Annotated in this window: 26 protein-coding genes; 15 read left to right on the forward strand and 11 right to left on the reverse strand. The window is 45.7% G+C overall.

Going from position 1 to position 25,406, the window contains the following annotated elements; all coding sequences use genetic code 11:
- Nucleotides 1–2 precede the first annotated feature (2 nt).
- From LGL98_RS25585 to LGL98_RS25600, 4 genes are all read right to left on the reverse strand, one after another.
- Complete coding sequence (locus tag LGL98_RS25585; protein WP_226651997.1) at nt 3–464, reverse strand: hypothetical protein; 462 nt, start codon at nt 462–464, stop codon at nt 3–5.
- 41 nt (nt 465–505) lie between these two features.
- Entirely contained in the window at nt 506–820 is a 315-nt protein-coding gene (locus LGL98_RS25590; protein ID WP_226651999.1) for a hypothetical protein, read from the reverse strand.
- Between the two features lie 517 nt (nt 821–1,337).
- On the reverse strand, nt 1,338–1,736 hold the full coding sequence (locus LGL98_RS25595) for an H-NS family histone-like protein (RefSeq protein WP_004026629.1): 399 nt from the start codon (nt 1,734–1,736) through the stop codon (nt 1,338–1,340).
- Between the two features lie 526 nt (nt 1,737–2,262).
- Nucleotides 2,263–2,757: a thermonuclease family protein gene (locus LGL98_RS25600; protein ID WP_064188789.1), complete on the reverse strand. Its 495-nt coding sequence runs from the start codon at nt 2,755–2,757 to the stop codon at nt 2,263–2,265.
- Nucleotides 2,758–2,939: 182 nt separating this feature from the next.
- Between LGL98_RS25600 and LGL98_RS25605 the strand changes: the two genes are divergently transcribed.
- From LGL98_RS25605 to LGL98_RS25635, 7 genes are all read left to right on the forward strand, one after another.
- Complete coding sequence (locus tag LGL98_RS25605; protein WP_064188790.1) at nt 2,940–4,211, forward strand: DUF1173 family protein; 1,272 nt, start codon at nt 2,940–2,942, stop codon at nt 4,209–4,211.
- Nucleotides 4,212–4,504: 293 nt separating this feature from the next.
- Nucleotides 4,505–4,990, forward strand: a complete 486-nt coding sequence (locus LGL98_RS25610) for a hypothetical protein (protein WP_226652001.1) — start codon at nt 4,505–4,507, stop codon at nt 4,988–4,990.
- Between the two features lie 1,780 nt (nt 4,991–6,770).
- On the forward strand, nt 6,771–7,373 hold the full coding sequence (locus tag LGL98_RS25615) for a hypothetical protein (protein WP_032720936.1): 603 nt from the start codon (nt 6,771–6,773) through the stop codon (nt 7,371–7,373).
- Between the two features lie 259 nt (nt 7,374–7,632).
- On the forward strand, nt 7,633–8,364 hold the full coding sequence (locus LGL98_RS25620) for a plasmid SOS inhibition protein A (protein ID WP_004026621.1): 732 nt from the start codon (nt 7,633–7,635) through the stop codon (nt 8,362–8,364).
- A 234-nt stretch (nt 8,365–8,598) separates the two neighbouring features.
- Nucleotides 8,599–9,357, forward strand: a complete 759-nt coding sequence (locus tag LGL98_RS25625) for a hypothetical protein (RefSeq protein ID WP_226652003.1) — start codon at nt 8,599–8,601, stop codon at nt 9,355–9,357.
- 67 nt (nt 9,358–9,424) lie between these two features.
- Nucleotides 9,425–9,814: a hypothetical protein gene (locus LGL98_RS25630; RefSeq protein WP_226652006.1), complete on the forward strand. Its 390-nt coding sequence runs from the start codon at nt 9,425–9,427 to the stop codon at nt 9,812–9,814.
- Nucleotides 9,815–10,398: 584 nt separating this feature from the next.
- Nucleotides 10,399–11,046, forward strand: coding sequence for an HAD family hydrolase (locus tag LGL98_RS25635; RefSeq protein ID WP_073545530.1), 648 nt, complete (start codon nt 10,399–10,401; stop codon nt 11,044–11,046).
- A gap of 335 nt (nt 11,047–11,381) precedes the next feature.
- Here LGL98_RS25635 and LGL98_RS25640 read toward each other — a convergent pair whose 3' ends face one another.
- From LGL98_RS25640 to LGL98_RS25670, 7 genes are all read right to left on the reverse strand, one after another.
- Nucleotides 11,382–12,623: a VWA domain-containing protein gene (locus LGL98_RS25640; RefSeq protein WP_001176934.1), complete on the reverse strand. Its 1,242-nt coding sequence runs from the start codon at nt 12,621–12,623 to the stop codon at nt 11,382–11,384.
- Nucleotides 12,624–12,707: 84 nt separating this feature from the next.
- Nucleotides 12,708–13,283, reverse strand: a complete 576-nt coding sequence (terE, locus tag LGL98_RS25645; RefSeq protein ID WP_004026611.1) for a tellurium resistance cAMP binding protein TerE — start codon at nt 13,281–13,283, stop codon at nt 12,708–12,710.
- Nucleotides 13,284–13,369: 86 nt separating this feature from the next.
- Nucleotides 13,370–13,948, reverse strand: coding sequence for a tellurium resistance membrane protein TerD (terD, locus tag LGL98_RS25650; RefSeq protein WP_032412822.1), 579 nt, complete (start codon nt 13,946–13,948; stop codon nt 13,370–13,372).
- 38 nt (nt 13,949–13,986) lie between these two features.
- Nucleotides 13,987–15,027 carry a tellurium resistance membrane protein TerC gene (gene terC, locus LGL98_RS25655; RefSeq protein ID WP_004026607.1) on the reverse strand — a complete coding sequence of 347 codons (1,041 nt, stop codon included), beginning with the start codon at nt 15,025–15,027 and terminating at the stop codon, nt 13,987–13,989.
- Nucleotides 15,028–15,050: 23 nt separating this feature from the next.
- Nucleotides 15,051–15,506, reverse strand: a complete 456-nt coding sequence (gene terB / locus LGL98_RS25660) for a tellurium resistance membrane protein TerB (protein WP_004026604.1) — start codon at nt 15,504–15,506, stop codon at nt 15,051–15,053.
- Nucleotides 15,507–15,528: 22 nt separating this feature from the next.
- Nucleotides 15,529–16,680, reverse strand: coding sequence for a tellurium resistance system protein TerA (terA, locus tag LGL98_RS25665; protein ID WP_074015702.1), 1,152 nt, complete (start codon nt 16,678–16,680; stop codon nt 15,529–15,531).
- The gene (locus LGL98_RS25670; RefSeq protein ID WP_004026602.1) at nt 16,677–17,261 is read right to left on the reverse strand and encodes a TerD family protein; all 585 of its coding nucleotides are present in this window, start codon (nt 17,259–17,261) and stop codon (nt 16,677–16,679) included. The genes terA and LGL98_RS25670 overlap by 4 nt, the downstream gene beginning before the upstream one ends.
- A 311-nt stretch (nt 17,262–17,572) precedes the next feature.
- On the opposite strand from LGL98_RS25670, the gene LGL98_RS25675 reads away from it, so the two are divergent.
- The 8 genes from LGL98_RS25675 (at nt 17,573) to LGL98_RS25710 (ending at nt 25,398) form a co-directional block, all read left to right on the forward strand.
- A complete protein-coding gene (locus LGL98_RS25675) occupies nt 17,573–18,631 on the forward strand; it encodes an ATP-grasp domain-containing protein (RefSeq protein WP_032720944.1) in 1,059 nt (352 codons plus the stop codon).
- A gap of 11 nt (nt 18,632–18,642) precedes the next feature.
- Nucleotides 18,643–19,785 (forward strand): phosphoribosyltransferase domain-containing protein, encoded by a 1,143-nt coding sequence (locus LGL98_RS25680; protein WP_032412830.1) that lies wholly within the window; start codon nt 18,643–18,645, stop codon nt 19,783–19,785.
- The gene (locus tag LGL98_RS25685; RefSeq protein WP_226652008.1) at nt 19,778–20,551 is read left to right on the forward strand and encodes an HAD family hydrolase; all 774 of its coding nucleotides are present in this window, start codon (nt 19,778–19,780) and stop codon (nt 20,549–20,551) included. Before LGL98_RS25680 ends, LGL98_RS25685 begins: the two co-directional genes overlap by 8 nt.
- 1 nt (nt 20,552) lies before the next feature.
- Nucleotides 20,553–21,632 (forward strand): cysteine protease StiP family protein, encoded by a 1,080-nt coding sequence (locus LGL98_RS25690; RefSeq protein ID WP_226652009.1) that lies wholly within the window; start codon nt 20,553–20,555, stop codon nt 21,630–21,632.
- Nucleotides 21,632–22,588, forward strand: a complete 957-nt coding sequence (locus LGL98_RS25695; RefSeq protein WP_226652011.1) for an HpcH/HpaI aldolase/citrate lyase family protein — start codon at nt 21,632–21,634, stop codon at nt 22,586–22,588. Before LGL98_RS25690 ends, LGL98_RS25695 begins: the two co-directional genes overlap by 1 nt.
- A gap of 10 nt (nt 22,589–22,598) precedes the next feature.
- Entirely contained in the window at nt 22,599–23,822 is a 1,224-nt protein-coding gene (locus tag LGL98_RS25700) for a DUF4236 domain-containing protein (protein ID WP_226652012.1), read from the forward strand.
- Between the two features lie 2 nt (nt 23,823–23,824).
- Nucleotides 23,825–24,283: a type II toxin-antitoxin system HicB family antitoxin gene (locus LGL98_RS25705; RefSeq protein WP_004196888.1), complete on the forward strand. Its 459-nt coding sequence runs from the start codon at nt 23,825–23,827 to the stop codon at nt 24,281–24,283.
- A gap of 476 nt (nt 24,284–24,759) precedes the next feature.
- A complete protein-coding gene (locus LGL98_RS25710; protein WP_004026588.1) occupies nt 24,760–25,398 on the forward strand; it encodes a vWA domain-containing protein in 639 nt (212 codons plus the stop codon).
- Nucleotides 25,399–25,406 lie beyond the last annotated feature (8 nt).

Here is a 25,406-nt window from a genome sequence, read left to right on the forward strand (position 1 = left end):
ACTTAGGCTATCCCGGCGATAGTAATGTTCTTAAAATCACTGATTAAACTGATATCCACAGAATGCGCCAGTGTTGTTAGCTCGGAAAAGTTTATTTTTTCGTAATAACCATCACTGATTAAGTTTAATAAATTAAAATCCAGGGCAGGTGGTGGGCAAATGCTTCCAGAGGTGTAAATATATTCAAGCCCACGTGCAACAAATATTCCGTGAGGTGCACTCTCTGCTAAGTTTTCCCCTGAATATAACTCAACCCACATCCTGAGTCGGTAATCCAGAGTGAATTCACCTATCTGAATCCAAAAATGTGGATATAACTCAAAGTCTGTTTTGTGGTTTTTAACTACCCCGCACATTCGTTGATGAGAAATGCCAGCATGATTTAGAGCACTGCTTATCATTAAGGTATGGCCATCGCACTCAACGGGTGCATTCTCAATAACCTGTAAGAGATTATTTAACATTACAAGGCATTCGGGCATAAGGAGATTGGCCATATAAAAACCTATTCCGTAATTTCTGAAAGGAAGTCACTAAAGGGCTTGTCGTTGTACTGGGGGTATAATCGTTTCATCATTCCAAAAGCGGACTTCACAGCACTGCGGAAGTCAGGATAAAAAGAAGGCTTAGTATGAAGATCGCTATCATTCTTCAACACACCTTCGAAGCAGCCATACTCTTCTCCAAACTCCTGAACTATCATCCACCGGCCATCCTTGCATTCAACTACCATCAGAGCCGAATTTGGGTAATCGCCAGCAGGGGTCAACCAATCTAAATGGTAGTGGTTGATAGTATCATATACCTTATGTACATTCACAGAATGGTCTCCTGAGCGTATTTAACATAACGTACATTATGCGTACTAAGTTATTGATTTTACACGTTTTGTGGTTTGGTGTGACTATGGCCATATATACTAAATGCCAATATGAACACAACAAACTCAGGCTGACACATACATCATTACAGTGAAAAATGTAATCAATACTAATGTAATGACGTTTATCCACAGAGAAACCATACTCTTACTTATGAGAAGGTTAGCTAAATCCGAGTCCTCATCTTCATACTTAACAGCCTTGGATGATGTCTGTCTACGCTTCATTACCGCATAAATCTCATAATGACTGACTATACGGCATATCAACACCAGATAAATTAGAACAATACCAGCAATGATTAGATGTCTGGATCCGTTAAACAAATCCATAACTGTCTCAATATGATCGTTTAACATAGTAATCTCTCTGCGGCCGGACCAACCACGATAATGCATGACGATGATAAAAAAAACCACCTTGGTAAGGTGGTTAATAAAATAAAGAAATTTTGTATTAGATGAGGAAATCTTCGAGAGTTTTTCCTGCATCCAGCTGAGCTTTAATTGGTGCCGGAGTACGTCCCTGACCTGTCCAGGTTTTTTGCTCACCGGCATCGTCTATGTAAGCATATTTCGCAGGACGAGGTTCACGTTTTTTGCGTACTTTAATGTTGACGGCCGCGTCCATCAGTTCGCTCGGATTTATACCATCAGCGATCATCATTTCCCGGTAATGAGAGAGTTTTTCTAAACGCTCACGGTTAGCCGCTTCGGCCGCCTTTTCTTCTTCACTGCGTTCAGCGACGACAATAGTGAACTTTTCTAATACTTCTTCAAGCACTTCTAATGGTAGCTCTCGTGCCTGAGCGCGAAGCGTACGGATGTTATTGAGAACCTGTAATGTCTCGCTCATAGTTACCTCTTTATGCACATTGTTATGCAGTTACATAACAACATTAAATTAATTAAAAAAATTCAGCAAGTGGTTTAGGAAGTTTAATTATTTCAATCGAAAAATGTCTTAAAATGAGTCTATCTCATGCTGAATGTATGTCCCTAGTCTGGAAACTGCACTGTTGGTAATTTCACCATCCGAAAAAAAATCATCTCGGGATATTTTATCCGGTTATGATTTTATCGTTGTGTGAAGTGAACAAGATGTTGTGATTGTAAAGGGCATTAAGCAAACAATCAATGCAATTTGAATACATTTTTTGACTGCAAAAGAATCCTGCTTAAAACATTTCTAGCTGCAAAAATGTTAAGGGGGTGATTAACAAACCACCCTGAATTTTAAAAGTTTACCCTCTTAGAGAGAAGTATCAGAAGGCCATAAAAAATAAAACTCACCTTTTTTATAACGATTGGGTTTACTCTAACCACCGATGGAAATACCAGTAGAATGCCGATATTGATAAAGTGGAAGTGTGATTCCTTATTTAATTATTCGCTTTTCGCCATTGACGTGGTTCAATAGAGTGCGGATCAGACCACAGACCTTTCCCTTCATTTCGAGCGTTTTGTTCAAGAGGTCCATATTCAGGAACAATCAACCTCCCCTGATAGCGATATGCCCAGGCCATACCGTTTGCGACCATGATGGCGTTAACATCGTTGTTGTTAAGATAGATTGTGCCAAGCATACGGCCATAGACGTCCTGCCCATGGTCCTGAATATTAACAACCTGATTTGCTACTAACTGAATCATTGTTTGCTTTGCCTTCTGCCCGAAGGCTTGCTTGCTTTCAGGGGCATCAATCCCATAGAGCCGTATTCTTGTATTTGTTGTACCGTCATAAGCCTGGACTGTATCACCATCAATAACACGCACCACTTTCGCCGAGAAAGTTTTGGCAATTGAAGTTAGTGGGGAATATAAAAGGATAACAGCCAGTGGAAAAATGGCTAATCTAGTTGTCCGGATGTTTATCATTGGTTGTCTCTGGATGATAATCATTAAATGTGATTTGAGGGGGAAATCACAACGATTTTGAAAAGTTACTTTCAAAGTATAGGTTACTTTATTAACAACATGCTATTGTGTCAATGTATATGAAAATTATTACCTGAGGTGAATGAAAACGCATCTCGGCTCAGATCAATTAAGGGGGGCTTATGTCTACTGTTAATGATGTGATTGTATCTTATGGAGGTGACAGTAAAAGGTATTCAAGAGACTTCCAGACAAAAGAAGAATTTAAAAAGAGCTGGTACGCCGTTTTGTCACGGGCGCATGCTTCGGTAGAAGCGAAGGTAAGCTGTGCCTGTAAAGGAAAAGGACAAAAATCACTTGCCGTAAAATATCACTCAGGCGGTGATACTTATTTCCTGGCACGGTACCCGAACACAGGTAGTCAACATTCACCTGACTGTATTTTCTTTACGCTTGATAAAGACAATTCAGGTCTAAAATGCTATACACAAGGTGTCGTCAAAGACCTTAAAGATGGAGGCTACGGAATTAGGTTAGACGTGGCATTAGCCTCATCTGACTCGGAGTCTACCTCGATCGTACCGGTTGATAACAGGAATAAATCAGGTGGTGTTTCTCAGAATAGCATGTCATTGCTGGGTCTTCTCCAGTTCCTGTGGGATGACAGCGGTCTGAATCGTTGGTATCCGAAAATGGCCGGGAAACGTAATCCTGGCAAGGTGTTCAACCTTATAACCCACTCTGCGGAAAAAATTAAAGTCGCATCACATCCACTGTCCATGCATTTACTTGCAGGTGCATATCCTTCGACACCACAGGAGACAAAAAACATAAAAATGACATCAGAGGCGCTGATGAATAAAGAGCGTCTGATTTGCCTCAATGTACTTTCTAAATATAACCCTGAAAGACACTCGAATGCATCAAAACGACTTCCGATAAAGTTTTTTTCAGGTGTTCCAGTTGTGCTGATGAATACTGATAATTGGGCATCACTGGAGAAGAGATTCAGCTCTGAAATAGCAAACTGGCGTTCTGGAGGTAACGTAATCTGTATGGCTATAGGGGATTTGGGTAAATTTAAGGGGAAAGATACATACTATCTTAAACCACTTCAGATAGCATTGATGAATGTTGATGAAAACTGGATCCCGGCAGACTCGAGTTATGAGCTGACTATGCTAAATTATCTTCATAAGCATGAGCGGTCATTTATCAAACCCCTGAGATATGATGCGTCTAATAATGATGTTTTCCCAGATTTTTGTCTGACGGATATTGGGGGGCATGAACTGTTTCCTATTGAGGTATTTGGTATGGATACAGCTTCATATTTGGCGCGTAAGGCGATCAAAGAAAGTTACTACAATGAACGATATGGAAAGGATGGTTGGGCATCATGGGTTGCCCCGGCTGGCCCCCTACCCCATTTGCCCGATAAGGGCTGCAGTTAACGCCAAAATGCTTCAGAAAGGGCTTCGGCCCTATTATAACTATCATCACTTTTCATCACATAGTAAGAGAATTTGATCAAAATTGTCTCTAACATGCGCATAGAAAGTAACTTTTTTAAGATAATCTTTGTTTTCGTGATTTCAGGCTATAACTTTTAAGTGTATATGCGTTTTCACCCGATTTTTCAGATACATAAAGCTTCATTTATTAATTCCCTATTTCGTATCTTTAGAAATAAAACATGTTATTCTAATCAAAGCGATTGTTATCTATCCATATCAAGGAGTGCTTCATGTTAAGCGTAAAAGTATTCGCACCTAAATTTTTCTACTTTTGTGTCTGGTCCGGCATCTTGATGTACATCTTTTTTTTATCATTAACAAATATTATGTTGAGAAGTATAGATCATGAAGTGGCTACGACTTTCAAGGATAGTGAAGGATTTGTTTCAAGTGAACCAATAGCGGTAAAGAAAATTGATTTTTCTGATACTAGGCAAACAATGACTCTTGATAGACTAACTGGCGTCAAGTGGAATTATTATAATATCGGTGAAAACGAAACGATCGGGATTTTTAGTTACAATCAAATTAAAGAAGGTGACATTTTAACGATAACCTTACCCACTGAAAAGGTACAAGAAGAATTAAGAAGCGGGCGTTTTAAAAAGTTCCAGGACTTTTCTTTTTTCAAAGGCTTAGTTAAGGATAGTAAAAATGTGCATTTTGCTAAAGTGTGCATTACCAATGGGAATTGTTTTTCAGCAATACGGCTATAGTAAAAAGGGCCTATTGGCCCTTTTTGTTTATTAAAAAACTCACGTTCTTATATATTTTCTTTAAAAGACGAAAGAAGTCATGTTGTATAGTCACCGCCCCCCAGAAAATAAACCAGGTCGCAAGAAAATGTAGGAATAACCCATATTTAATCTCAATCCCTACAGATAATAGAGAATTTATCGTGGCTTCAGCCAGGTACGGAGAAAAGTAATAGAGAGCAATAACAGGAATGATTGAGTAAATCACAAATAACAGGGTTCTCCTTAGTGTAAGATCTTCACTTATTTTAGAGTCAGAATTAAATCCCCTGTCATGAGTTATGGATAATTCTTTTATGCTCATTATCGTTCCTTAATTAATGTGGAAAGTTACTTTTCTAAAGCTTAACCTGCCTACTATCATAAAGCTTTTAAAGCGAATTAGTTGAATATCTTTGGCTACTGACTAAGTTCAAATAGCGTCAGTGTCTTCGTGTGGATCTCCTCGTTATGTCCTGGTATATTTTAAAGTGAATCTTACATCGGGGGCTGAGCCTTCTGTTGAATCCACTATTTTTCAAAGATTGATGCACTTTTATGATTATATATCATATTAAAAACAACATGGCCTAGTTTCAATGTGTTTGTTTGGAAAATAATTTTTAATACCACATCATTGTTGTTTAAAGTGTGGATGTTTTTATTTTACACATGTCTACTTTATCCCTGTATGTACAGGCCTGCATATATTGACCGCAAGACTATTCAATAAAAAGGTCATGATGCGCATTATGGTTCACAGTACCGATATCATGGTAGACATTGATCCCCTCGATCGTCTCGCCCAAAGATAAAAGTAACTTTCTGGCATAAAAGGCTTCAGCCCTGTTGTCCTTCATCCTGTGATTTCAATTTTGATCAATTAACCGGCCAGAAATCATACGAAATTTTATTTTCTCTCCGTGCGCTACGTGAAATCTGACGTACTCACCCCTCCGTTTTTCTTCAGATTTCGCGTAGCGCAACCTGAACAAAAGCCACTAGAAAAGTAACTTTTGGACTGATTTAGAAGCTGGTTACCCCCACTTCGGATGATAACGTTATATTAACACATGGAATAACAGTTATTATTCTAACTGTTAATGGAATGTTGCACACCTCTTGGCGCGATCGAAAAATGAGCACACTTCAGGTTATTCCTGAATTTATGCTTTTTGTTGGTTTTTATATCGACATATTGAAACCTTGTTTTATTTAAAAGGCATCAATTTTATAATCAATTTCTGTTATTTTAACGCTATTGACATTTACCATCGTGACTATATCCAATGATATTAAATCACTTGCATCTAAAAGTGACACCGTCACGTATTGTGCACCCAGAGAGACCCTTTTGTGAAAAAAGTAGTTCACTCCCATAACGAAATGTGGGCTTCTTTTTTGCAGATCGTATGTGGATGTCTTCAGGTAGCAGGAAGGAAAGTGATGCAGGCATGAAAGGATGAGAAACCGGCAAAGGGGCTGCTACTGCTCCATATTCAACAAACCACCCCTGGTTAGTTGAAACCTTTGCCGGTTTTCCTGACAATACCAGACAGGTAAACTTTTTCCATCAGATTTTCTCGTCAACATGTTGCATTCATAATTTTTTCATAATTGGATGCTTTTGCAGGACAACTACGGTTTTTATCCATTCGTGCCCGGTAAAAAAAATAGTTAAATAGCGATTTCACCCTTTTAAAGGGAAAATTGTCCTCAGGCTCACAGTACTATAAAAGTATCAATAATCAGGAGCCTTACTATGACTATCATGAAAGTTCATTATTCTTCAACTGACGGGATCCCTTTGAACTCCCTTTATCTGAAGGAAACTTCAACCACTGAACGATCAGGTTCAGTACTGGGGGGTGGCATTTCGGGAGACTCTGTTATTCTGGGAGGCGGAGGTTATGCCGGTTCGGAAATGCAGAAGACGACTCGTTCTTCTGTCTTTGCACCACCTGATGAAGTTACTGCTGAGCCTGACAACACAAAAATGGTCCTCCGGATTTCCTGTGTTATCGGTGTAATGTTTTTACTTATAATTATTACCTTATTCAGTAATGCTGCTGTTGATATTTTTGATGTAAACGTATCTAAAACAATGTCTTCTTTCCTGGAACATGCTCCCTTCTTTATCATTGGACTATCTGTCATTTGTGCTTTCTTTGTTATAGCAATGACCGATCATGATTACACCCCGGTACTTGAAGAGCATAAAAGGAATGAAGCGCGTTTGTCTGTATACCACAGGCTACGCTATGTCGAAGCTGATAATATTGTTTTTGACCCGCAATCAATGAAAGGATGTTATGCAGAAAGAAAATTCATTGCTTCACTAGTTGAAAGCTGTATCACTAAGTAATATCCCTGATTTCCTTTACTAAGCCTTTCATGTAAGGCTTAGTAACTGCTTTAACCCTCCCTTTGCTCACTGTTTTTATAAGCTTCCGGTTTATGGGTGTGCTAAAAGTTGCTTTCTTATGTTTGAAGTTGACTCCGAAAAATATTAAATGTTTTTGAATGTTATTCAGAAGCACTTTTATATAAATAGGTACTGGCAAGTGAAATAATTACTGATAATATGTCTTTATGTGCTTCCTATTCTCTAAGGATAGTAATTAATGATATCCACCACGCTTGTCCCGATTAACCCTTTCCAGCGATGTGCAATGGCTTCTATTGCTTCTGTGGAGAATCGCAGAGCTTTGGGACGGAAAACAGGAGAGCTGGCCTACGTCAAAGCCTTTTTTAAAGAGCTTACAGGTAAATCTCAAATTACCGCGAATGACTTGAGAAAAGTCGATGCGAGTTACGATCCATTTGTTCGTGGAGAAGCAACAAAATTTGAGTACCTTCGTGCTATCGATATTCTGATTGAATCCCGTGGAGAGCGTTTTATTCTCCCTCTTTCCTGGTCTCTGGCAGTTTCCATGTTTCCAGTGTTACAGAACCGGGATTTACAGCGCCGCGAACACCGTGACCGGATTCATGATCAAAGGGTGGAACGCCTGACAAAGAAAGAATCTAACCTATTGAATTATCAACTTGAAATCAACGTTGCAAAATCCAGACTTTACCTGTCTTTCTGTGTTCCAGGTCAACATAAACGCTGGTTAGAGGAGTGGCGAAACGATATCCATGGACAAGGACTTACAACGAATGATATTTACCTGCTGATTAACGACTGGTGGTCATCATTCTGGATCACTTCATACAGAAAGGACTATATCTGGTGTTACACACTGGCTGATTTGCTGGACGAGATTGATTATGTTCTTAGCACTATTACAATTATGGAGTTTAACGTCTGTTTTTCGGCACTACCATTATCCCTTATATATAAAGCTAGATAGAATACAAAGCTTCAATCAGAAAAGATTTAACCTTGTAAGCCCATTATTTCTTGCTTATTTTCATAGCCTTTTTTGTGCCACAATGGTGGGGGTATTGTCATCCAGAATTTATGAACCTGACTTTGATTATTATTGCTTACGGTGAAAATACCCCCTTGATGGGCTGACGTTGTTTAGTATGATGGTCTTACTCCCAATCGACCGTACTCATCAATAACAGATATGAGGTTTATCATGGCTGACTATTATTCAGAATGCGCTTGTCTTATTGAAGCAAATCATACTCAAACTGCTATATTACTTGAAGCAATGAATGAATTGTTTGAACCTGATGATAGTTTTATTCAAAAACTCATTTCATGTGATAACACAAACGACCTTTCAGAAATGGAGATTATTGTACGTCACTGTGTGCTAAACCACCCAGACAGAACTGTTGCTAATATTCCTGAAGACCTGGACTGGCATTTTGACGGGGATAAATGCCCTGAAGGTTTTCTTATTAACAGTGATCTCGGAGATTTCAATTCTGAACATGCTGCGCTGTTTGCTCAGGCGGAACTTATTGCATTTGACAGAAATGAATTGATAGAGTTCAAAATTGCTTTTACATGCAGTAGCTCAAAAAGACCTGACGGGTTTGGAGGCGCTGCCTGTGTCGTGAGCAAGGATTTTATCCGGTGGACAGGTCTACACAATTTTCTGGAGGCTGAACGAACCGCTTTCGCCGAGAAGATGAAATACTTCTTTTGTGAATTTACAGAGGTCGTCGGTGAATTTGAATATCCAGTATCGTTTATATTGCGTTGCCCGGACAGCGTTAATGCAGCCCATAGGTATGATGAAATTCAGCTTAACTATCGCGATGGTGGAGAAAAAGATGCCGAAGGAGGGATACAATTTAGTTCTGGCTCTGCCATTAAAAAATCCAGTATGAAACCAATCACTCCGGATGAGTTCCGGGTGATGAAATCGTACCTGAACGTCATGTGATTTTCCTTTGGCCAGGGCATGATCCCGCAGCTCTCCTGCCCTGATACTTCTATTTTTGTGAGGCATTATGACAAAGCAAATATTACCCAATGAACTGGCTGAAATCGTCACTGGTCTTCTTATTAAACCTGAACTGCTGGGTGAGCTTGACTCTCGTGAGGCGCACCAGGCCTTCATGCTGGATATAGGGCGGGTAATTGCTGATCACTGTGGTGGACGGGTCAATGGTATTACGGATGGCGATGTCGCAAAGCCCTATCTTTCAGACATAGAGTGTACCCCCACACTCCACATTGAACCCGATGACCGTCTGCCTTCGACTGAACGTAACGTATGGTCAAATTATCATGTTGAAGCCTGGGCAGACGAGGGACAGGAAACTATCCTCGACAGGGCGATCCGAAACTCTGACAGAGCTGCCCTGCAAACTCTGCTTATTGTGACCGCACAAAAATAATCTGTCGGTGCTCCTGTTATTAAACGAATGACGGACTGGCGTATCCCTGAAGGTGAACCGGTTTGCCATGAAGTGGATAGCAGAATCTATACGGCCACCTACCATCTGGATATCCAGACCTCAATCGAGGTGGCGGACGATACAGGTCAGCTTTGCTTAGGTGTATTACTGGAAATCAATCATGGCGTGCCTGCACTACATCTGAATGTGTCTGGTGGGGATACGCTTCTCCACGTACATGCTGCACAAGGTGGACTTGTCCTGACACCAGACAGTTCCGGGGTACGGTTTCAGCGTGCTGAATGTGACAGGTATGCTTACAGAGATCAGAACTCATTACTTGTGAAGGAACAGTAATATACTGCCCTCCGCCGTTCCAGAGTATGGGGTTACCGCATCAGATTTTACTGAGCACACAATCACGAAAAAGTTACTTTTTTCGCAGGAGGTGCCTGGACCCCTGCCCTTCATTTTGACGCGGGCAGGATGTCAGCACCTCACGTGCGGTTACTGTTATTCGCGTCCTGGTGGTATAGTGCAGCGGCTGGCAGAAGTAACCTACTATCCAACGGAATAAGATCACGATGAACGTCAATCAGCCCCGCATGCTCTCTGTATTTGATTTTGACGGTACGTTAACGCGGCATGATAGCTTTATCCCTTTTCTGCGGTTTGCCTTTGGCAATCGGGCGTTTTCGCGACGTATCGTCAGCATGGCTCTGCCCACGTTACGCTGTATGCGTAAGCAGATGACGCGTGATGAGCTTAAAGAAACGCTCATTACAACTTTTCTTACTGGTGTTGAGGAAAAGTGGGTGTCTTCTAAAGCAGAGGAATTCTGTCAGCTCTACTGGCATCGCCTCATGCGCCCGGCAGGTTTGATTGCTGTGGCGAATGAAGTCACTTCCGGCGCGATCGTCACCTTATGTTCTGCCTCGCCGGAAATTGTACTCAGACCCTTTGCCGAAAAACTTAGGATCAAACTGATTGGTACACAATTAGAGACAAAAGACGGCATTCTGACCGGCAGAATCAGTGGTCATAATTGCAGGTGCTCACAGAAAATTATCCGGCTTGAAAAAGAATATGGACCTCTGACTGACTATCATCTTCGGGCATGGGGTGATACGCGGGGTGATTATGAACTCCTTTCCGCAGCGACTGAGCCTCACTGGCGTCACTTCCATCAAGGTTTCCGTCGTAAGCTTCCGTCGAAGCTAATCATCAGATAAAAATTGCCCTTTATCGTTCTGCAATCTCTTCTTTACATAAAGGCAACATATATTCTACATTTAACCACTGTAACTGGCCAAAAAAAGAGTGCATCCTGGTAAATCGGTAGCTCGGACTATTAGGTATGCTTCAACCTGTTACCATTGGAATACCTACTTTCAGCCCGCTTTTCCGAGCGGGTTTTTTTCATCCCTGCCGATGTGTTCCTGGGTCTAAATTACTGGGTGAAGTTGGGTTTCAGCGATCACCTCTGCGTATAGCCCTGTTTAGCTCTGCGTACTTTAAAAGGTGTCGTCATGGCAGCAGGCCTATCGCCCCTTACCGGGGCGATGAGTCAGATAATGCCTTCCTTTTTTGCCAGTCCAAGCCAGTCTTTGAACTCTTCGAGAAGTTTTTCATACAACTCTTCGTCCTTTATGTGGGCAAAATTATCGATCGCAAAAAAGTTGCTGTTGTCTACGCGGCGGTCGCTAAAGGTGTCCAGCCTCTCCAGAATCCCATAATTTGATCCGCCCAGTCCCACGAACTTCCAGAAGACAGGATAGTTGGCTGAGCGGCGGATGGCCTCTTTAATTTCTCGTGTTTTGCTGATCCCGCCATCTGTAATGCACACGACAAAAACGGGTAAGGTGCTGTCCTTGAAATAATCGATAACCTCATTCATGACTGGCGGCTCATTGTTCGTCCCGCCAAGGCCGGGAAGGATTTCCCAGGCCGATCGTTTACCCGTGTTCTGAATGGCAGCAATGTATCCGTCAAGATTGTCCAGTGTGACGTCAGGATATTTCTTGTGACGCTCAGCAAAGCCCCATACATCCATTGTGCCGTCATCGTCGAACTGGACAGACAGGACAGCTATACGGTCAAGAACGGCCTGTACATGTCCTTTTTTAAACTGGCCGGTCATAGAGCCTGAGGCATCGAGAACAAAAGCGACTCGTGCTTCAACGGTATCCAGTTTGTGTTTTGCCAGTGAAATACTGGCTTTCTTAGCCAGGCTGATAAGCGCAGGCGCTTTACCTTCGAGTTTCTTTTCAAGGCTGATCCGGGCTGGTTGCGGTACAACTTCTGCTGCAGGTTCCACGTCCACACCATAGCTGACTGCCAGTGGCTCAAGCCCGCCATTAAATCCCTGCCCAAGCGCCCTGAGCTTCCAGTTGCCCTGGTATCGGTAAACTTCCCCCATAATTACAGCCTTTTCTGTGCGGCCATTGAGATCGACAAAAAAGGTGGCCTGACTTTCAGCAGAAAGTTTCAGTTGCGCGAGGCCGCTTATCGTATCACTGCCATCTATCACCATAGTGATTGCAATCTTCTGAATCGTATCCGGGATCTGGTCAAGCGCAAAATGAACGACTGCGTGCTGGTGACCGGGGTTGAGTTTCACACTGCCACCGGCAGCACTGAGATTGTTGTAAAAGATAAAATCGGCATCGCCTGTCACTTTTCCCTCAGCATTCAGCATAAACAGGCAAGTCTCAGGGGTACTGTGAAATCCAGGACTGGGGGGATAATCAAGCCGGAGAGTCAGTGTATCTGTGTGAAGCGGAATGTTCTGTCCTGATTGTAATTGCATTTAGGCTCCTTGTTGCCGGGTAAAGGGATCACTCAGCGGGTAGAAAAAACCCCGGACAGGCCGGGGTTTGGTTTTACTGGTTTATCAGATGTTGATGCCGTGCTGGGTTGCCAGCGCAGCCAGGCCACCAGCAAAGCCCTGTCCTACAGCCTTAAACTTCCATTCCGCGCCATGGCGATACAGTTCACCGAAAATCATTGCGGTTTCAGTTGAGGCATCTTCTGACAGGTCAAAGCGTGCAATCTCGGAGCCATTATCGTTGTTCACCACACGCATAAAGCTGTTACTGACCATGCCGAAATTTTGCTTACGGCTGTCTGCTTCATGAATGGTGACTGCGAATACGAGTTTCTTAACGTCAGCGGCCACTTTTGTCAGATCAATTTTGACCTGCTCATCGTCACCGTCGCCTTCACCGGTACGGTTATCACCCTGATGCTGTACTGCGCCATCCGGGCTGGTGGTGTTGTTATAAAATACGAAATGCGAATCGGACAGCACTTTGCCGTTTTCGCCAACAAGGAATACTGATGCATCCAGATCAAATGCCTGACCATCAGTAACGCGTGCATCCCAGCCCAGGCCAACCAGAGCAACATTCATGCTCGGGGCTTCTTTAGTCAGAGAAACATTACCGCCTTTAACGAGAGAAACAGCCATTTTTTGCTCCTGCTAATCGTAGATATCGGGTCGTAGATATCGGGGGCATCACCCCCGAATGATTTGGGTAAGAAAGTTACTTTTTATCAGGACGCGTTGATGCCGTACTGAGCGCACACGGAAGCCAGTCCACCAGCATAACCCTGGCCAACCGCACGGAATTTCCATTCTCCGTTGTGACGATACAGCTCCCCAAACAGCATGGCAGTTTCAGTAGAAGCGTCTTCTGTCAGATCGTAGCGAGCAACTTCAGTCTGATTGTCATCATTCACCAGACGGATAAATGCGCCGGAAACCTGACCGAAGCTCTGGCGACGAGCCTGAGCATCATGGATAGTGACAACGAAAATAATTTTGTCGACATCCCCAGGTACCGCGTCCAGTTTGATTTTGAGGGATTCATCGTCGCCATCACCTTCACCGGTACGGTTATCACCGGTATGAGTAACGGAACCATCAGGAGATTTCAGGTTGTTATAGAAAATGAAATCTGCATCGCCACGAACCTTGCCATTGGCTGCCAGCAGAAATGCGGAAGCATCGAGGTCAAAGTCCTGACCGTCCGTAGAGCGTGCATCCCAGCCAAGGCCAACCAGGACATTTTTCATGCTTGGCGCGGTTTTGCTCAGGGAAACGTTGCCGCCTTTAGATAGTGAAACGCTCATCTATTTATCCTCTTTCGTTAATCATTAATCAGCTGAGATCAGCTTTCTTTATTTTCAGCTTCCGGCTTTTCCGGAAAGATGACACTGGCCAGAATACCAAGTGCCAGTACACCCAGTACGACATACAGGCTGGTGGTCGCAGACAGGCTGTAACCATGGTGCCAGATGTGATCGGTAGCGTTCAGACCCAGCTTAAACGCAATGAAGAACAGCAGGACGATAACAGCTTTCTCCAGCTGGGACAGATACTGTTTCAGGGCTTCCAGTACAAAATACAGAGTACGCAGGCCCAGTATTGCGAACATCATTGCGCTATAGACAATCAGAGGTTCACGACTGACTGCAATAATTGCCGGGACAGAGTCGAAGGCAAACATTACGTCAGAGAGTTCCACTACAGCCACACATAACATCAATGGGGTGGCGTAAAGCGCTGCCTTTTTCAGTCGCCCTACAGATACGTCTTTGTTTTCTGGCTTAGCCAGTTCGGCGTCCACTTCTTTTTGTGTCAGCAGGAATGCATGTCCGGACAGTTTCGGCCAAATCGGGAAGAAGCGTTTAACCAGGCGATAAGCAAGGTGCTGAGAATAATCCTCAATTTCGTCATCATCCCCACCGCCTTTGAGCATCATGACCGCAGTCCAGGCAACAACAACGGCAAAGATCAGCTCGACATAAGGGCCAAGGCTAAGCAGACCGGTACCGATCGCAACGAAAATCCCCCGGAAGACGATAGCGCCAATGATCCCCCAGTACAGAACCCGGTGACGGTAACGGTCCGGAACTGAGAACCATGAGAAAATCGCCATCATGACAAACAGGTTATCAACTGACAGCACCTTCTCAAGGGCATAACCCGTGACAAACAGGCTGGCAACCTCGGCTCCGTGATGCACAAAAAGGAAACCGGCAAATGCCATCGCGACAACAACCCAGAAAACGGACCATAAGGCTGCGCTTTTGAGGGAAATTGGCTTGTCATGTCGGTGCATGAACAGGTCAATAAAGATGGCGCCGACCGACAGAGCAACAAAGACCGTCACTGTCTCAGCCGGAAAACCGATGTGAGTGGAAACCATATCGTACCTTTATCCGTTGTTTATCAGAGGCCAAATTCTGCCGGGTCGAAACCCAGCGAACGGGCAATTTCACGGACAGCACTCTTCTCATCATCATCGAAGTTGCCATCACTTTTAGCGACAGCAATACCGACACGAAGAGCCAGTTGAGCTGCCTCTGGCTGGTCTTTCAGGGCGAGGATATATTTCATCGTTTCGCCTTTTCCGATTTCCAGATCAAAGTCGAAACTGGTCACCAGCTTGTTAAAAAACTCGATAACTTCTGCTGTATCGAAGACTTTCAGCTCTTCTGAGGATCGCAGAAATCCAATCATCTTCTGTTTTTCTTCGGAGCTGACACCGTCACTGGCAACAGCGATACGGGCGCATACCGCGACGGTACCCTGCATAAATTTCTTGTTTTTGTAACGGCCTACCTGGCGGGTCAATTCCTCACGACCTGAGGTCAAAGCCCCTTTTACTTTGTCGAAAAAACTCATTCTCATACCCTCATCATTGCGTTTATTTGGAACCTCTGGACCAGCGAAACCCCCAGCCAAAAGCGCGGTCCATTTCCTCCTGGCCTCTGAAGTACTGGTTAATACGTTCCACACGAATGGAACCGTTCTCGTTGACCAGACGGGCAATCGCACACAGCGTGCGTTTGTTATCACCTTCAGTCAGACGCGATTCAATCGGTGGTTGCTCCGGAACATGTAATGTCACCACGCCATCGGTTTTGTCCCAGCTGGGCACGCCCTGATAGATAAAGGCATATATCAGTACCTGGCGAATTTCTTTCCATTCGCGGCCATTGATGTGTAGCCATTCCCCATCCAGAGCCTCGCCGGTACGATCATCACCCTGCAGTTGAACATATGGCTCAGAGTGATAGTTACCAAAAGCATTACCGAGTGCCTGAACAACTGACTTATAGCCATCTGCGAGCTCAACGAATGCACCGAGATCCAGGTCTATCGCTTTGTTCGAACCAAACATACCGCCCAGTAAGCCGCCTGAACCTGAGCCACGATGCCAGTTCAGATTGATGCGGATTTCACCAAAATTGTCTTTTTTGGCAAGGCTGATGGCAGGCTTCTCTTTGGTCAGAGAAACTTTACTCAGGCTAACTTTAGGCGGAGCCGGAGGCGCTGGTGGCGGAGTGACTTGAGCTGGCTCATCCGCGACGTTGACGCCATAGTACTCAGCGAGAGGTTTCAGGCCGCCATTGAAGCCCTGGGCGATAAAACGAAATTTCCAGTCACCATTCCTGCGATAGACTTCACCGAGGATCAGAGCGGCTTCCTGACGACCGCTCAGTTCTACCTGACCACTGATCAGCGAGGTATTGCCACTTTCAATTTGTATGGACAGATGATTCAGGGAGGAAACTGTATGGCTGCCGTCACAGGTAACGGTGAACGCGACTTTCTGCACGTCGGGCTTGAGGCGGGACAGATCAACGGTGAAAACGCTATTGGTCCCTTCAGTACTGAAGCTAATGGAACCATCTTCATTACGGGGTTGCCCGTAAAAGACCATATCGCTGTCACCCCGAACTTTCCCGTCAGCGAATAATCGAAACGCCGAAGCGTCAACAGGACCACCAGAAATGATCCTCACGCGGAGATCCTGAGCAATTAAAGGGGCATTGCCCCCCGGTGTCAGATTCATGCTTTTACCACCGTACTGATGATATCGCGCTGCATATCGTCGATTGTGCGGCCACCGCTTGCTTTACCGTGGGCGGTAAAATCCCAGTTTCCGTTGTTGCGGCGCAGGGAAGCGATGATGATACCCGTATGAGCACCTTGTTCCGTCAGCTGATAGCGGGCCAGTTCTTTATTGGTCTGATCCACGACGCGACAGAAGGCGTTATCGACATCGTTGAAGGACTGCCCACGAAAGCTGTTCACGGTAAAGGCGAGGTATTCAACATTTGCCGGCAATTTTGTGAGATCGACGCGAATGATTTCATCATCTCCATCCCCTTCACCCGTCAGGTTATCGCCGGAGTGGACGACAGACCCACAGCTGGATTTCAGTTTACGAAACCAGATGGTGTCAATTTTATTACCTGCGGCATCCAGAAGAACGCAACCTGCATCCAGGTCTATGGAATCATTGCCACCAAAAATGCTGCCAAATAATCCCTTTTTCTTAACAGGATCCCAACCCAGTCCGAACTGAAGCTGGCTGAGAGCAGTGGATTGTTTGCTGAGTGATACTGTCTGGTTTTTACTTAAAGAAACCATATTCATTCCTTAAAAGGTATTGACCGGGTTTTTATAAAATTCATTTTCAAACAGAATGCATCTAAATCATATCATGACAAAGTTCACCCGCAAGGTAAAAACTGGTGGGTTTCTGGAATTTACATTTAATTACGTTGGGCGGGTAGGTGGTGGTTTGATATATGTTATTGTTATTAAGTGGTTTTTGTGGTCTAAACGGAAAGTCAAAAACAGCAAGTGATTATCATATTATGATTGACATGGCGCAGGTCAGTTCTTAGACTCATGTATTACAAAAATCTCATCCCCTTTTCAGGCGACAATTATAAAAAATGAAAAAGAAAATTTGGTTTATGGAAGGGCTATCTTCCCAGCGAGACATTATCCTTGGAGTGAAATCATTTGCGGAAAAGGAAAATCAGGATATTGAAATCTTTTCTTCTCATCGCAACGAGAGGAAAGAGATCTTGTCTGTTTCCGATTTTTCAATGATCGAACCTAACAACGAAGAAGAACGTCTTTCTTTTATTCATTCCATTACTGACGCTCATGGTATTAATGCGATACATACTGGTCGCAACTGTAAATGGTTTGAAAGCCACCGGGAAAACATTCAACGTTCTGGTGTCCACCTGACTACCGGGTCAACGGGGACTCACTGGTTTGAATTAGCCGATGAAAAAGTTACTTTTTCCGAGTTTATGGAAAAAAATGGACTTCCGGTTGTCCCGTCGGTTCGGGTAAAAAATGTAGACGAGCTTCGTACTCTGCTGAGTCATCCCCCTTTCCCTTCTGATTGCCTCTGCATTAAACCTGTTACAGGCATTTATGGCATGGGATTCTGGCGTTTTGATGACAATGTTTCCCCGGTAGCTTTTCTCAACAATCCTGATAGCCGTGTTATCCACCCATCACAGTATCTGGCTGCTCATGCCCGGATGGACTGCTTTACTCCACAAGTACTGATGCCCTATTTACCCGGACCAGAATACTCTGTGGATATGGTGGTAAGTCAAGGCACGGTCCTGGCCGCTATCGGGCGGCGTAAAGAAGGTGTGCTTCAGTATCTGGAAAATGAAGGGGAAGCGATTGAACTTGCCATCAACTGCGCCCGCCTAATGAACGCAGACGGCATGGTCAATGTACAGACTCGCCATAATGCCGAAGGCAAACCACTATTGCTGGAAATTAACATGCGGCCATCAGGTGGTATCGGTTATACGCAGCACAGTGGCGTGAATCTGCCGGGTCTGTATGCCTTCCATACACTTGGGCTGATGGATGATGATCAGGTCAGGCAGTCAGCGAAAACTGATTTTTCACCTGCAGTCGTCCGCTCTGTTACCGATGTCATTCTCTATCCGGCATCATTGACCAACAGGATTGATTAATGGAGACAGATATGTCAGCAATTGATGGTAATTTCGTTTATCAAAAGACATTATCCTGTGGGCGAATTGAGGTAAGCAGCGAGGAAACCGATTATCCTCTTACTGATCTCTTTGATATCGCCGAACGGCGGAATCCAAAACGCGCATTTCTGTTTGTCAGTAAAGTGCTGGGTCGACATATTCCTGTCTCTCCTCTGGTCATGCGCAATGTTTATACACAGCTGGCGGAGAAGTTTCCCGGGACTCTGGACGGGCCGGTGGTATTTATCGGGATGGCTGAGACGGCTGTCGGCCTCGGGGCGGGAGTGTTTGATGAGGTGCGCAAGCATCACCCTGACTGTGTTTATCTGACATCAACCCGCCATCCGGTCGATGCCGAACTGTTGTGCGAGTTTAAAGAAGAGCACAGCCATGCAACAGACCACCTGATCTACTATCCAGTTTCTGCTGCCATGCGGCAAACCGTAGCGGAGGCACAAACATTAGTGCTCGTGGATGATGAAGCCACGACAGGGAAAACGTTCCTCAATCTTCTCGCCTCATTACGTGCATCGGGTGCACTCCGGAAGGTTCGACGGGTTATTGCTGTCACGCTGACTGACTGGAGCGGAGAAGCACTCAGTCAGAACAGCCCCCTGCCCCTACATACAGTATCGCTCATCTCCGGCAACTGGCGCTGGACACCCGAACCGGATGCCACGCTGCCTGTCATGCCCCAGGTAAATGTGACCTCCAGAGGGAACATCCCGATCACCGGCAAACAATCCTGGGGGCGACTCGGGATGCAGATACCGGCGAGTGACCTGGGTCTCCAGGTTCAGGTTTCGCACGGTGAAAACATTCTGGTACTGGGCACCGGTGAATTTGTCTGGGAGCCGTTCCTGCTGGCTGAGCGACTTGAAGCGGCAGGTGCTCAGGTCGTGTTCAGTTCGACGACCCGCTCACCGATTTCCACTGGTTATGCTATCCAGTCCGCCATTGCTTTCAGCGATAACTACGGACTGGGTATTCCAAATTATGTCTATAACGTTGCTCATCAGCAGTTTGACCGGATCCTGATTTGTTGCGAAACGCCAGCTTCCAGCGTGGACCCCCGGCTGCTTGAGGCGCTTTCCGCTGTTGCTCCCACCGTAGAGGTGATTACCTATGAATAAGCCCGTCGTCTTCAGCGACCTCGATGACACCCTGTTCCAGACCCGCCGAAAAATGGTTGATGAACTTGCCCTTGAACCGTTCCGGACCGGCGCACTGGATCGCAGCCTCACGCCTCGCAGTTTTATGACCGAAGAGCAGGCCATGCTGGTGGACTGGTTGCTGGAACATGCGGACCTCATTCCGGTGACGGCCAGAGGTACGGAAGAAATCAGTCGGGTACAGATCCCCTTCCGTTCCTGGGCCGTGACCACTCATGGCGCGGTGATCCTTCGTCCAGATGGTACGCCAGACAGCGACTGGAAAGCCCATATGCTGGAGTGCCTGTCCTCCTACGCCGACCGCTTAACATCAATGCAACATATCATCACCGAGCTCATGGATGCGCGAGGCATTAATGCCTGGGCACGCCTCAACTACGAATATGAGGGTACTCCGGTGTATCTGGTCATGAAGCACCGCGACAGCACGAAGCTTGATGAACTGAACGCTGTCGGGGATGAGATTGAGCGCGTTTTTTCGACAGAAGGGTTTTACATCCACCGTAACAGCAACAACATTGCCTGGTTACCCTGCCCGGTAGAAAAAGGGATGGCCGTTTCATGGTTGCTGGAGAAACTGCGTCAGGAGCGCGGGGTTTTCCCGGTGATGGGGCTGGGTGACAGCCTGAGCGACCATCGGTTCATGAAACTCTGCAGCTGGTTTGGTCTTCCACGCCAGAGTCAGTTTGCCGAGGCCATATCACAGCGTATTTTTGGAGAGCAATAAGATGTCGCATTTTGCCCCGTTTTCTGGTTCCTATAAACCTGACGATGTTCACTTTTTGCTGAAACCCATTGTCATGGAGATGACACCGGTTGACCTGAAGGAAGAACTGATTCAGTCAGGAAAAATGCATTATTCCGACATGTTAAGCCAGGAACCAGAGCCTACCCGCTGGCACCTGGATCTTTTCACCCGTGCGCTTGATTCGGGAGCTGCACGTCTGGCACGGGAGGTATCTTATCTTGCTCGTGAACTGGCCCGTCGTGCTGGCGATGAACCCATTGTCCTGGTCAGCCTGGTCAGAGCTGGTGTTCCACTGGGGGTAATGCTGCACCAGGCTCTGCGTGCGATGGGTAAACAGTCTTTCCACTACGGGATCAGCATTATCCGCGACAGGGGTATTGATGCTGCGGCGCTTGATTTTATCGAATCACGCCATGGTACTGGTGGCATAGTGTTTGTCGACGGCTGGACGGGAAAAGGAGCTATTACCGGCGAATTATCCCGCACACTGAAGGACCGTCTCGGTTATCCGGAGCAGCCTCGACTGGTTGTGCTGGCTGACCCCTGCGGATGTGCCTGGCTTGCTGCCAGTGACGATGACTGGCTTATCCCGTTCGGTATCATGGGCGCGCCTGTCTCGGGTCTGATTTCGCGCTCTGTCTGGGCCGAAGAAGGCCTGCATGGCTGTGTGGTTTGCGATCACCTTCAGTCTTTTGAATGCAGCCAGATGCTGGTGGATACGGTAGCACATTTCCGTGAACAGCTTGACGGTAAACCCCTTCCCGCTTCTGGCTGGGACGCAGGGAAAAATGCCGCACGCTGGCAGCTGAGCAGAAAAGTTATCCAGAGCCTTGCTGAGCGTTATGAGGTGGACAGCATTAACCGCATTAAGCCGGGTATCGCTGAAGCGACGCGGGCGGTTCTGCGTCGTGTACCTGATCATGTTTTTGTTCGCCAGATGGATGACCCGGATGTTTCTCTTCTGGTTGGGCTGGCAAAAGAGAAAGGTATCCATGTGACGGAAGCCGGGGATACGCTCGGTCAGTATCGTGCGGTTACCATTATCAAAAAGGTACGCTGATGAAAAAACAACCCACCCCATGGGAACTCGGTGCCACGCTGTATATGCCTGCCACACGCAAGGATATCGCTGAGGTCGTTCTGGAAGGGAAAATACCGGGGCTACGCTCTCTGGTTGTCTGCCTGGAAGATGCGGTCAGCGAGCATGACATCCCTCTTGCGATTCAGAATCTTTCACTGTTTTTGAAGCAATTGAGACACGCAAGAGCCGTCAACGATGATGAGAAGTACCCACTGGTATTTATCCGCCCACGTCACCCTGATATGGGGAGATGGTTAACGACTAATTTGGACCTGAGTGCAATTGATGGGTTTGTACTGCCCAAATTCACCCTTTCCACGCTCCCGGTTTGGTGGGACATCATGGCAGGAACATCATTGATGATGATGCCAACGCTTGAAACCGAAGAAGTCTATGATGTTATTAAAATGCAGGCGCTGGCAAATGAACTTTCGAGTCATGACTGCCGTGACCGCATAATCGCTTTGCGGATCGGCGGAAACGATCTCATGAATGTCGTGTCTCTGCGACGGCCACGGGATCTGACCCTTTATGACACTCCTATGGGTTATGTCATAAAAATGCTTGTGTCAGTATTCGCTCCTCGTGATTTTGCGCTTACCGCACCAGTATGCGAACACATCGACGATCACGGCGTTCTGGGACGAGAACTCTCTATGGATATCGCCCATGGGCTGGTGGGTAAAACGGCCATTCATCCTGATCAGATTAGTGTGATAGAGGAGGCGCTTAAAGTGTCTCCTGGTGAGCATTCAGATGCGTTACGAATTCTGAATTCCACCCAGGCAGTCTTCAAATCTCAGGGAGCGATGTGTGAACCGGCCACCCATCGCCGGTGGGCTCAGGGGATCCTGGGACGGGGACAGGTATACGGTCTGACTACGGGGCAAAATCCGGAAGGAATCAGGCTTATTCCAGTTTCTAAGCAGCACTAAGGAAGCATATATGGGATTCAGATTTCGTAAATCGATCAGCATTATCCCGGGGGTCAGGGTTAACCTGAGTAACGGGACCCCCAGTCTGAGTATTGGCCCCCGTGGAGCTTCGCTGTCAGTGGGAAAGAATGGTACGTTTGCCAACCTGGGCCTTCCCGGAACGGGACTGAGTTACCGCACCCGGATTGACAGAACAGCACGGGAAAGAGTGAATACCAGGCATCAGGCAGATCCCGGTCTGAGGTCTGAACTGGAGCTGGTGGTGGAAAAACTGATGTCCACCGTAACAGCGATAACCAATATCCATGAACTCTCCCCTTCCCCAAAGGGAGGGAATACCTGGGCCACGCTCGAGACACAGTACCTGGCGCTCCGTCAGGGCAGTTTCACTCTTCCTGCGCCGGTACGACCAAACAAACCTGAATATATACCACTTCCACCAGAACCTGATGAGCATGCCGGTCGCGGTTTCCTTGGGGGATGGTTTGAATCTGATGCAGCCCGACAGGAGCGACAGAACGAAAATCTTCGGCGGTGGCAGGCGTCCGTCGCTGATATTGAACGTGAAAATGCGTTGCTGAAACAGCGTTATGAGAAACAGCGTATAGCCTGGGCTGAGCAGTACGCAGAATGGCAGCATCAGTACCAGGAGCATGAAAAAAATTACACGCAGTCTGCAGCCTTAGCGAAAGAGCAATTCCGCTCTGACGCCCGCTTCTTTGAACATTGTCTTGAGGACGTTTTCTCGCAAACAGAATGGCCGCGAGAAACGCTGGTGACGTTTGAGGTACGGCCTGAAGAATCAACAGTCTGGCTTGATGTTGATTTACCTGAGATTGAGGATATGCCTGATAAAGTGTATAGCGTGAATGCCCGGGGAACTGATATCAATGAAAAAGCCATGACACAGAAAGCGGTCCGGGAAAGTTACGCTAAACACGTTCACGGATGCCTGCTGAGATTAGCAGCAATCGTTTTTCAGACGCTTCCGTTTGAACAGGCCGTCATTTCAGGCTTCACTCAGCGGGTGAGTAAACGCACTGGATATCTTGAAGATGAGTACATTATTTCCTGGCGGGTACGCCGCTCTGAAATCGAGCTAATCAACTTCGGGAATCTGCGTGGCGTTGACCCTATTGAAGCATTGGGTGATCGAGGTCTGATCAGGAAAATGAGTTCAACTTACATTTTTCAGCCTATAGAACCACTGACCCAGATGGCAGGTACCGACTGAATATGCAATTAAACACCAGACAGGAAAGAGTTTACACCCTGGCTAACATACTTGGCTCAGGGAAGCCTGTATCGGCGCAATCCATCACCGCGACGCTGGCCTGTTCTGAGCCGACACTAAGCCGGGCGCTCAAAGAGTTGAGGGAAACTTACGCTGCTGAAATTAAATACAGTAAGGCTGGCCACTCCTATCAGATGGTAAACTCCGGATTACTGGATAAGAAAACACTAAAGAGAATGAGTGAGGCGCTGGACCTTAATTCTGATTTAAAAACACATGACCAGGGGGCACGGGTAGTACTGGATAAGGATATAAAAACTTCCGTTTCCCTGTCGATAAGACGCCGTGTTCTTCGCAAAATTGACAAACTGGCTGCGCTAAGCGGTACATCAAGAAGCGAGGCAGTAGAAAAATTAGTAGAGTTAAAAATTGATGAAATTATCAATGAAATGAAGAAATAGCAGACTATTAGTGGGGTGGTTGTTCTCACTCCACTAATCGGCAATCCTTACCATTTTCCCAACAGGTGTTTATTGTATAACTACAGATAAAAAGCAAATTAATAAAATAAAGATTCTTAATTCATAAATAATCCCTGTGTCTTATTTTATTAGTTTTCTTTTAACTGACCATCGTCGCCGTATTATTAAATGCAAAAACGTTAAACCATATTTTATATAGATTATGACCTGTCCAGTTTCCCGGCGACGGGTTATCAATATGGCGAATGCCTACTAATAATGGCGGGGATCGTATTGTTGAAATATAGCAAATTTGTATTGTTGCTCAACCAACTCGTGCGTTTGAAACGTGAAAATCTCACTTTGTGATTGCTGAACTAACTATATGCCTTTGTTTTTAGTAATATGATATGAAGTGTTTATAAAACCATGTTCAGGAAATGAGCTCCCCCATCAACCATTAAGGAAAGTTTAAGATGAGAAGACTTCCCGTCTATCTGCTTCTCGATACATCAGGTTCAATGCACGGAGAGCCTATAGAGGCAGTTAAAAATGGTGTCCAGACACTACTGACCACCCTGAAGCAGGATCCTTATGCACTGGAAACTGCATATGTCTCTGTCATTACTTTCGACTCTACTGCTCGTCAGGCCGTACCTCTTACAGATCTCCTCAGTTTCAATCTCCCCTCTTTTTCGGCAAGCGGAACTACCGCTCTGGGCGAAGCCTTATCCCTGACTGCAAACCGAATTGATGCAGAAGTTCAGAAAACGACAGCGGAGACAAAAGGCGACTGGCGTCCACTCGTTTTCCTGATGACGGATGGTGGCCCTACTGATGACTGGCGTAAAGGACTTAATGAATTCAAAGCAGCCAAAAAAGGGGTAGTTGTCGCATGTGCTGCCGGGCATGATGCCGATACGGATGTGCTTAAGGAGATCACCGAAATTGTTCTCCAGCTGGACACTGCCGACAGCTCTTCCATCAAAGCTTTTTTCAAATGGGTGTCTGCCAGTGTTTCCGTAGGTAGCCAGAAAGTCGATGCCGGTAAAAAAGAAGTTATCGGTCTTGATGATTTGCCTCCACCGCCGCCAGAAGTAAACGTGGTTTTATAAGCAATCAA

The sequence above is a fragment of the Klebsiella africana genome, assembly GCF_020526085.1.
Lineage (GTDB): Bacteria > Pseudomonadota > Gammaproteobacteria > Enterobacterales > Enterobacteriaceae > Klebsiella > Klebsiella africana.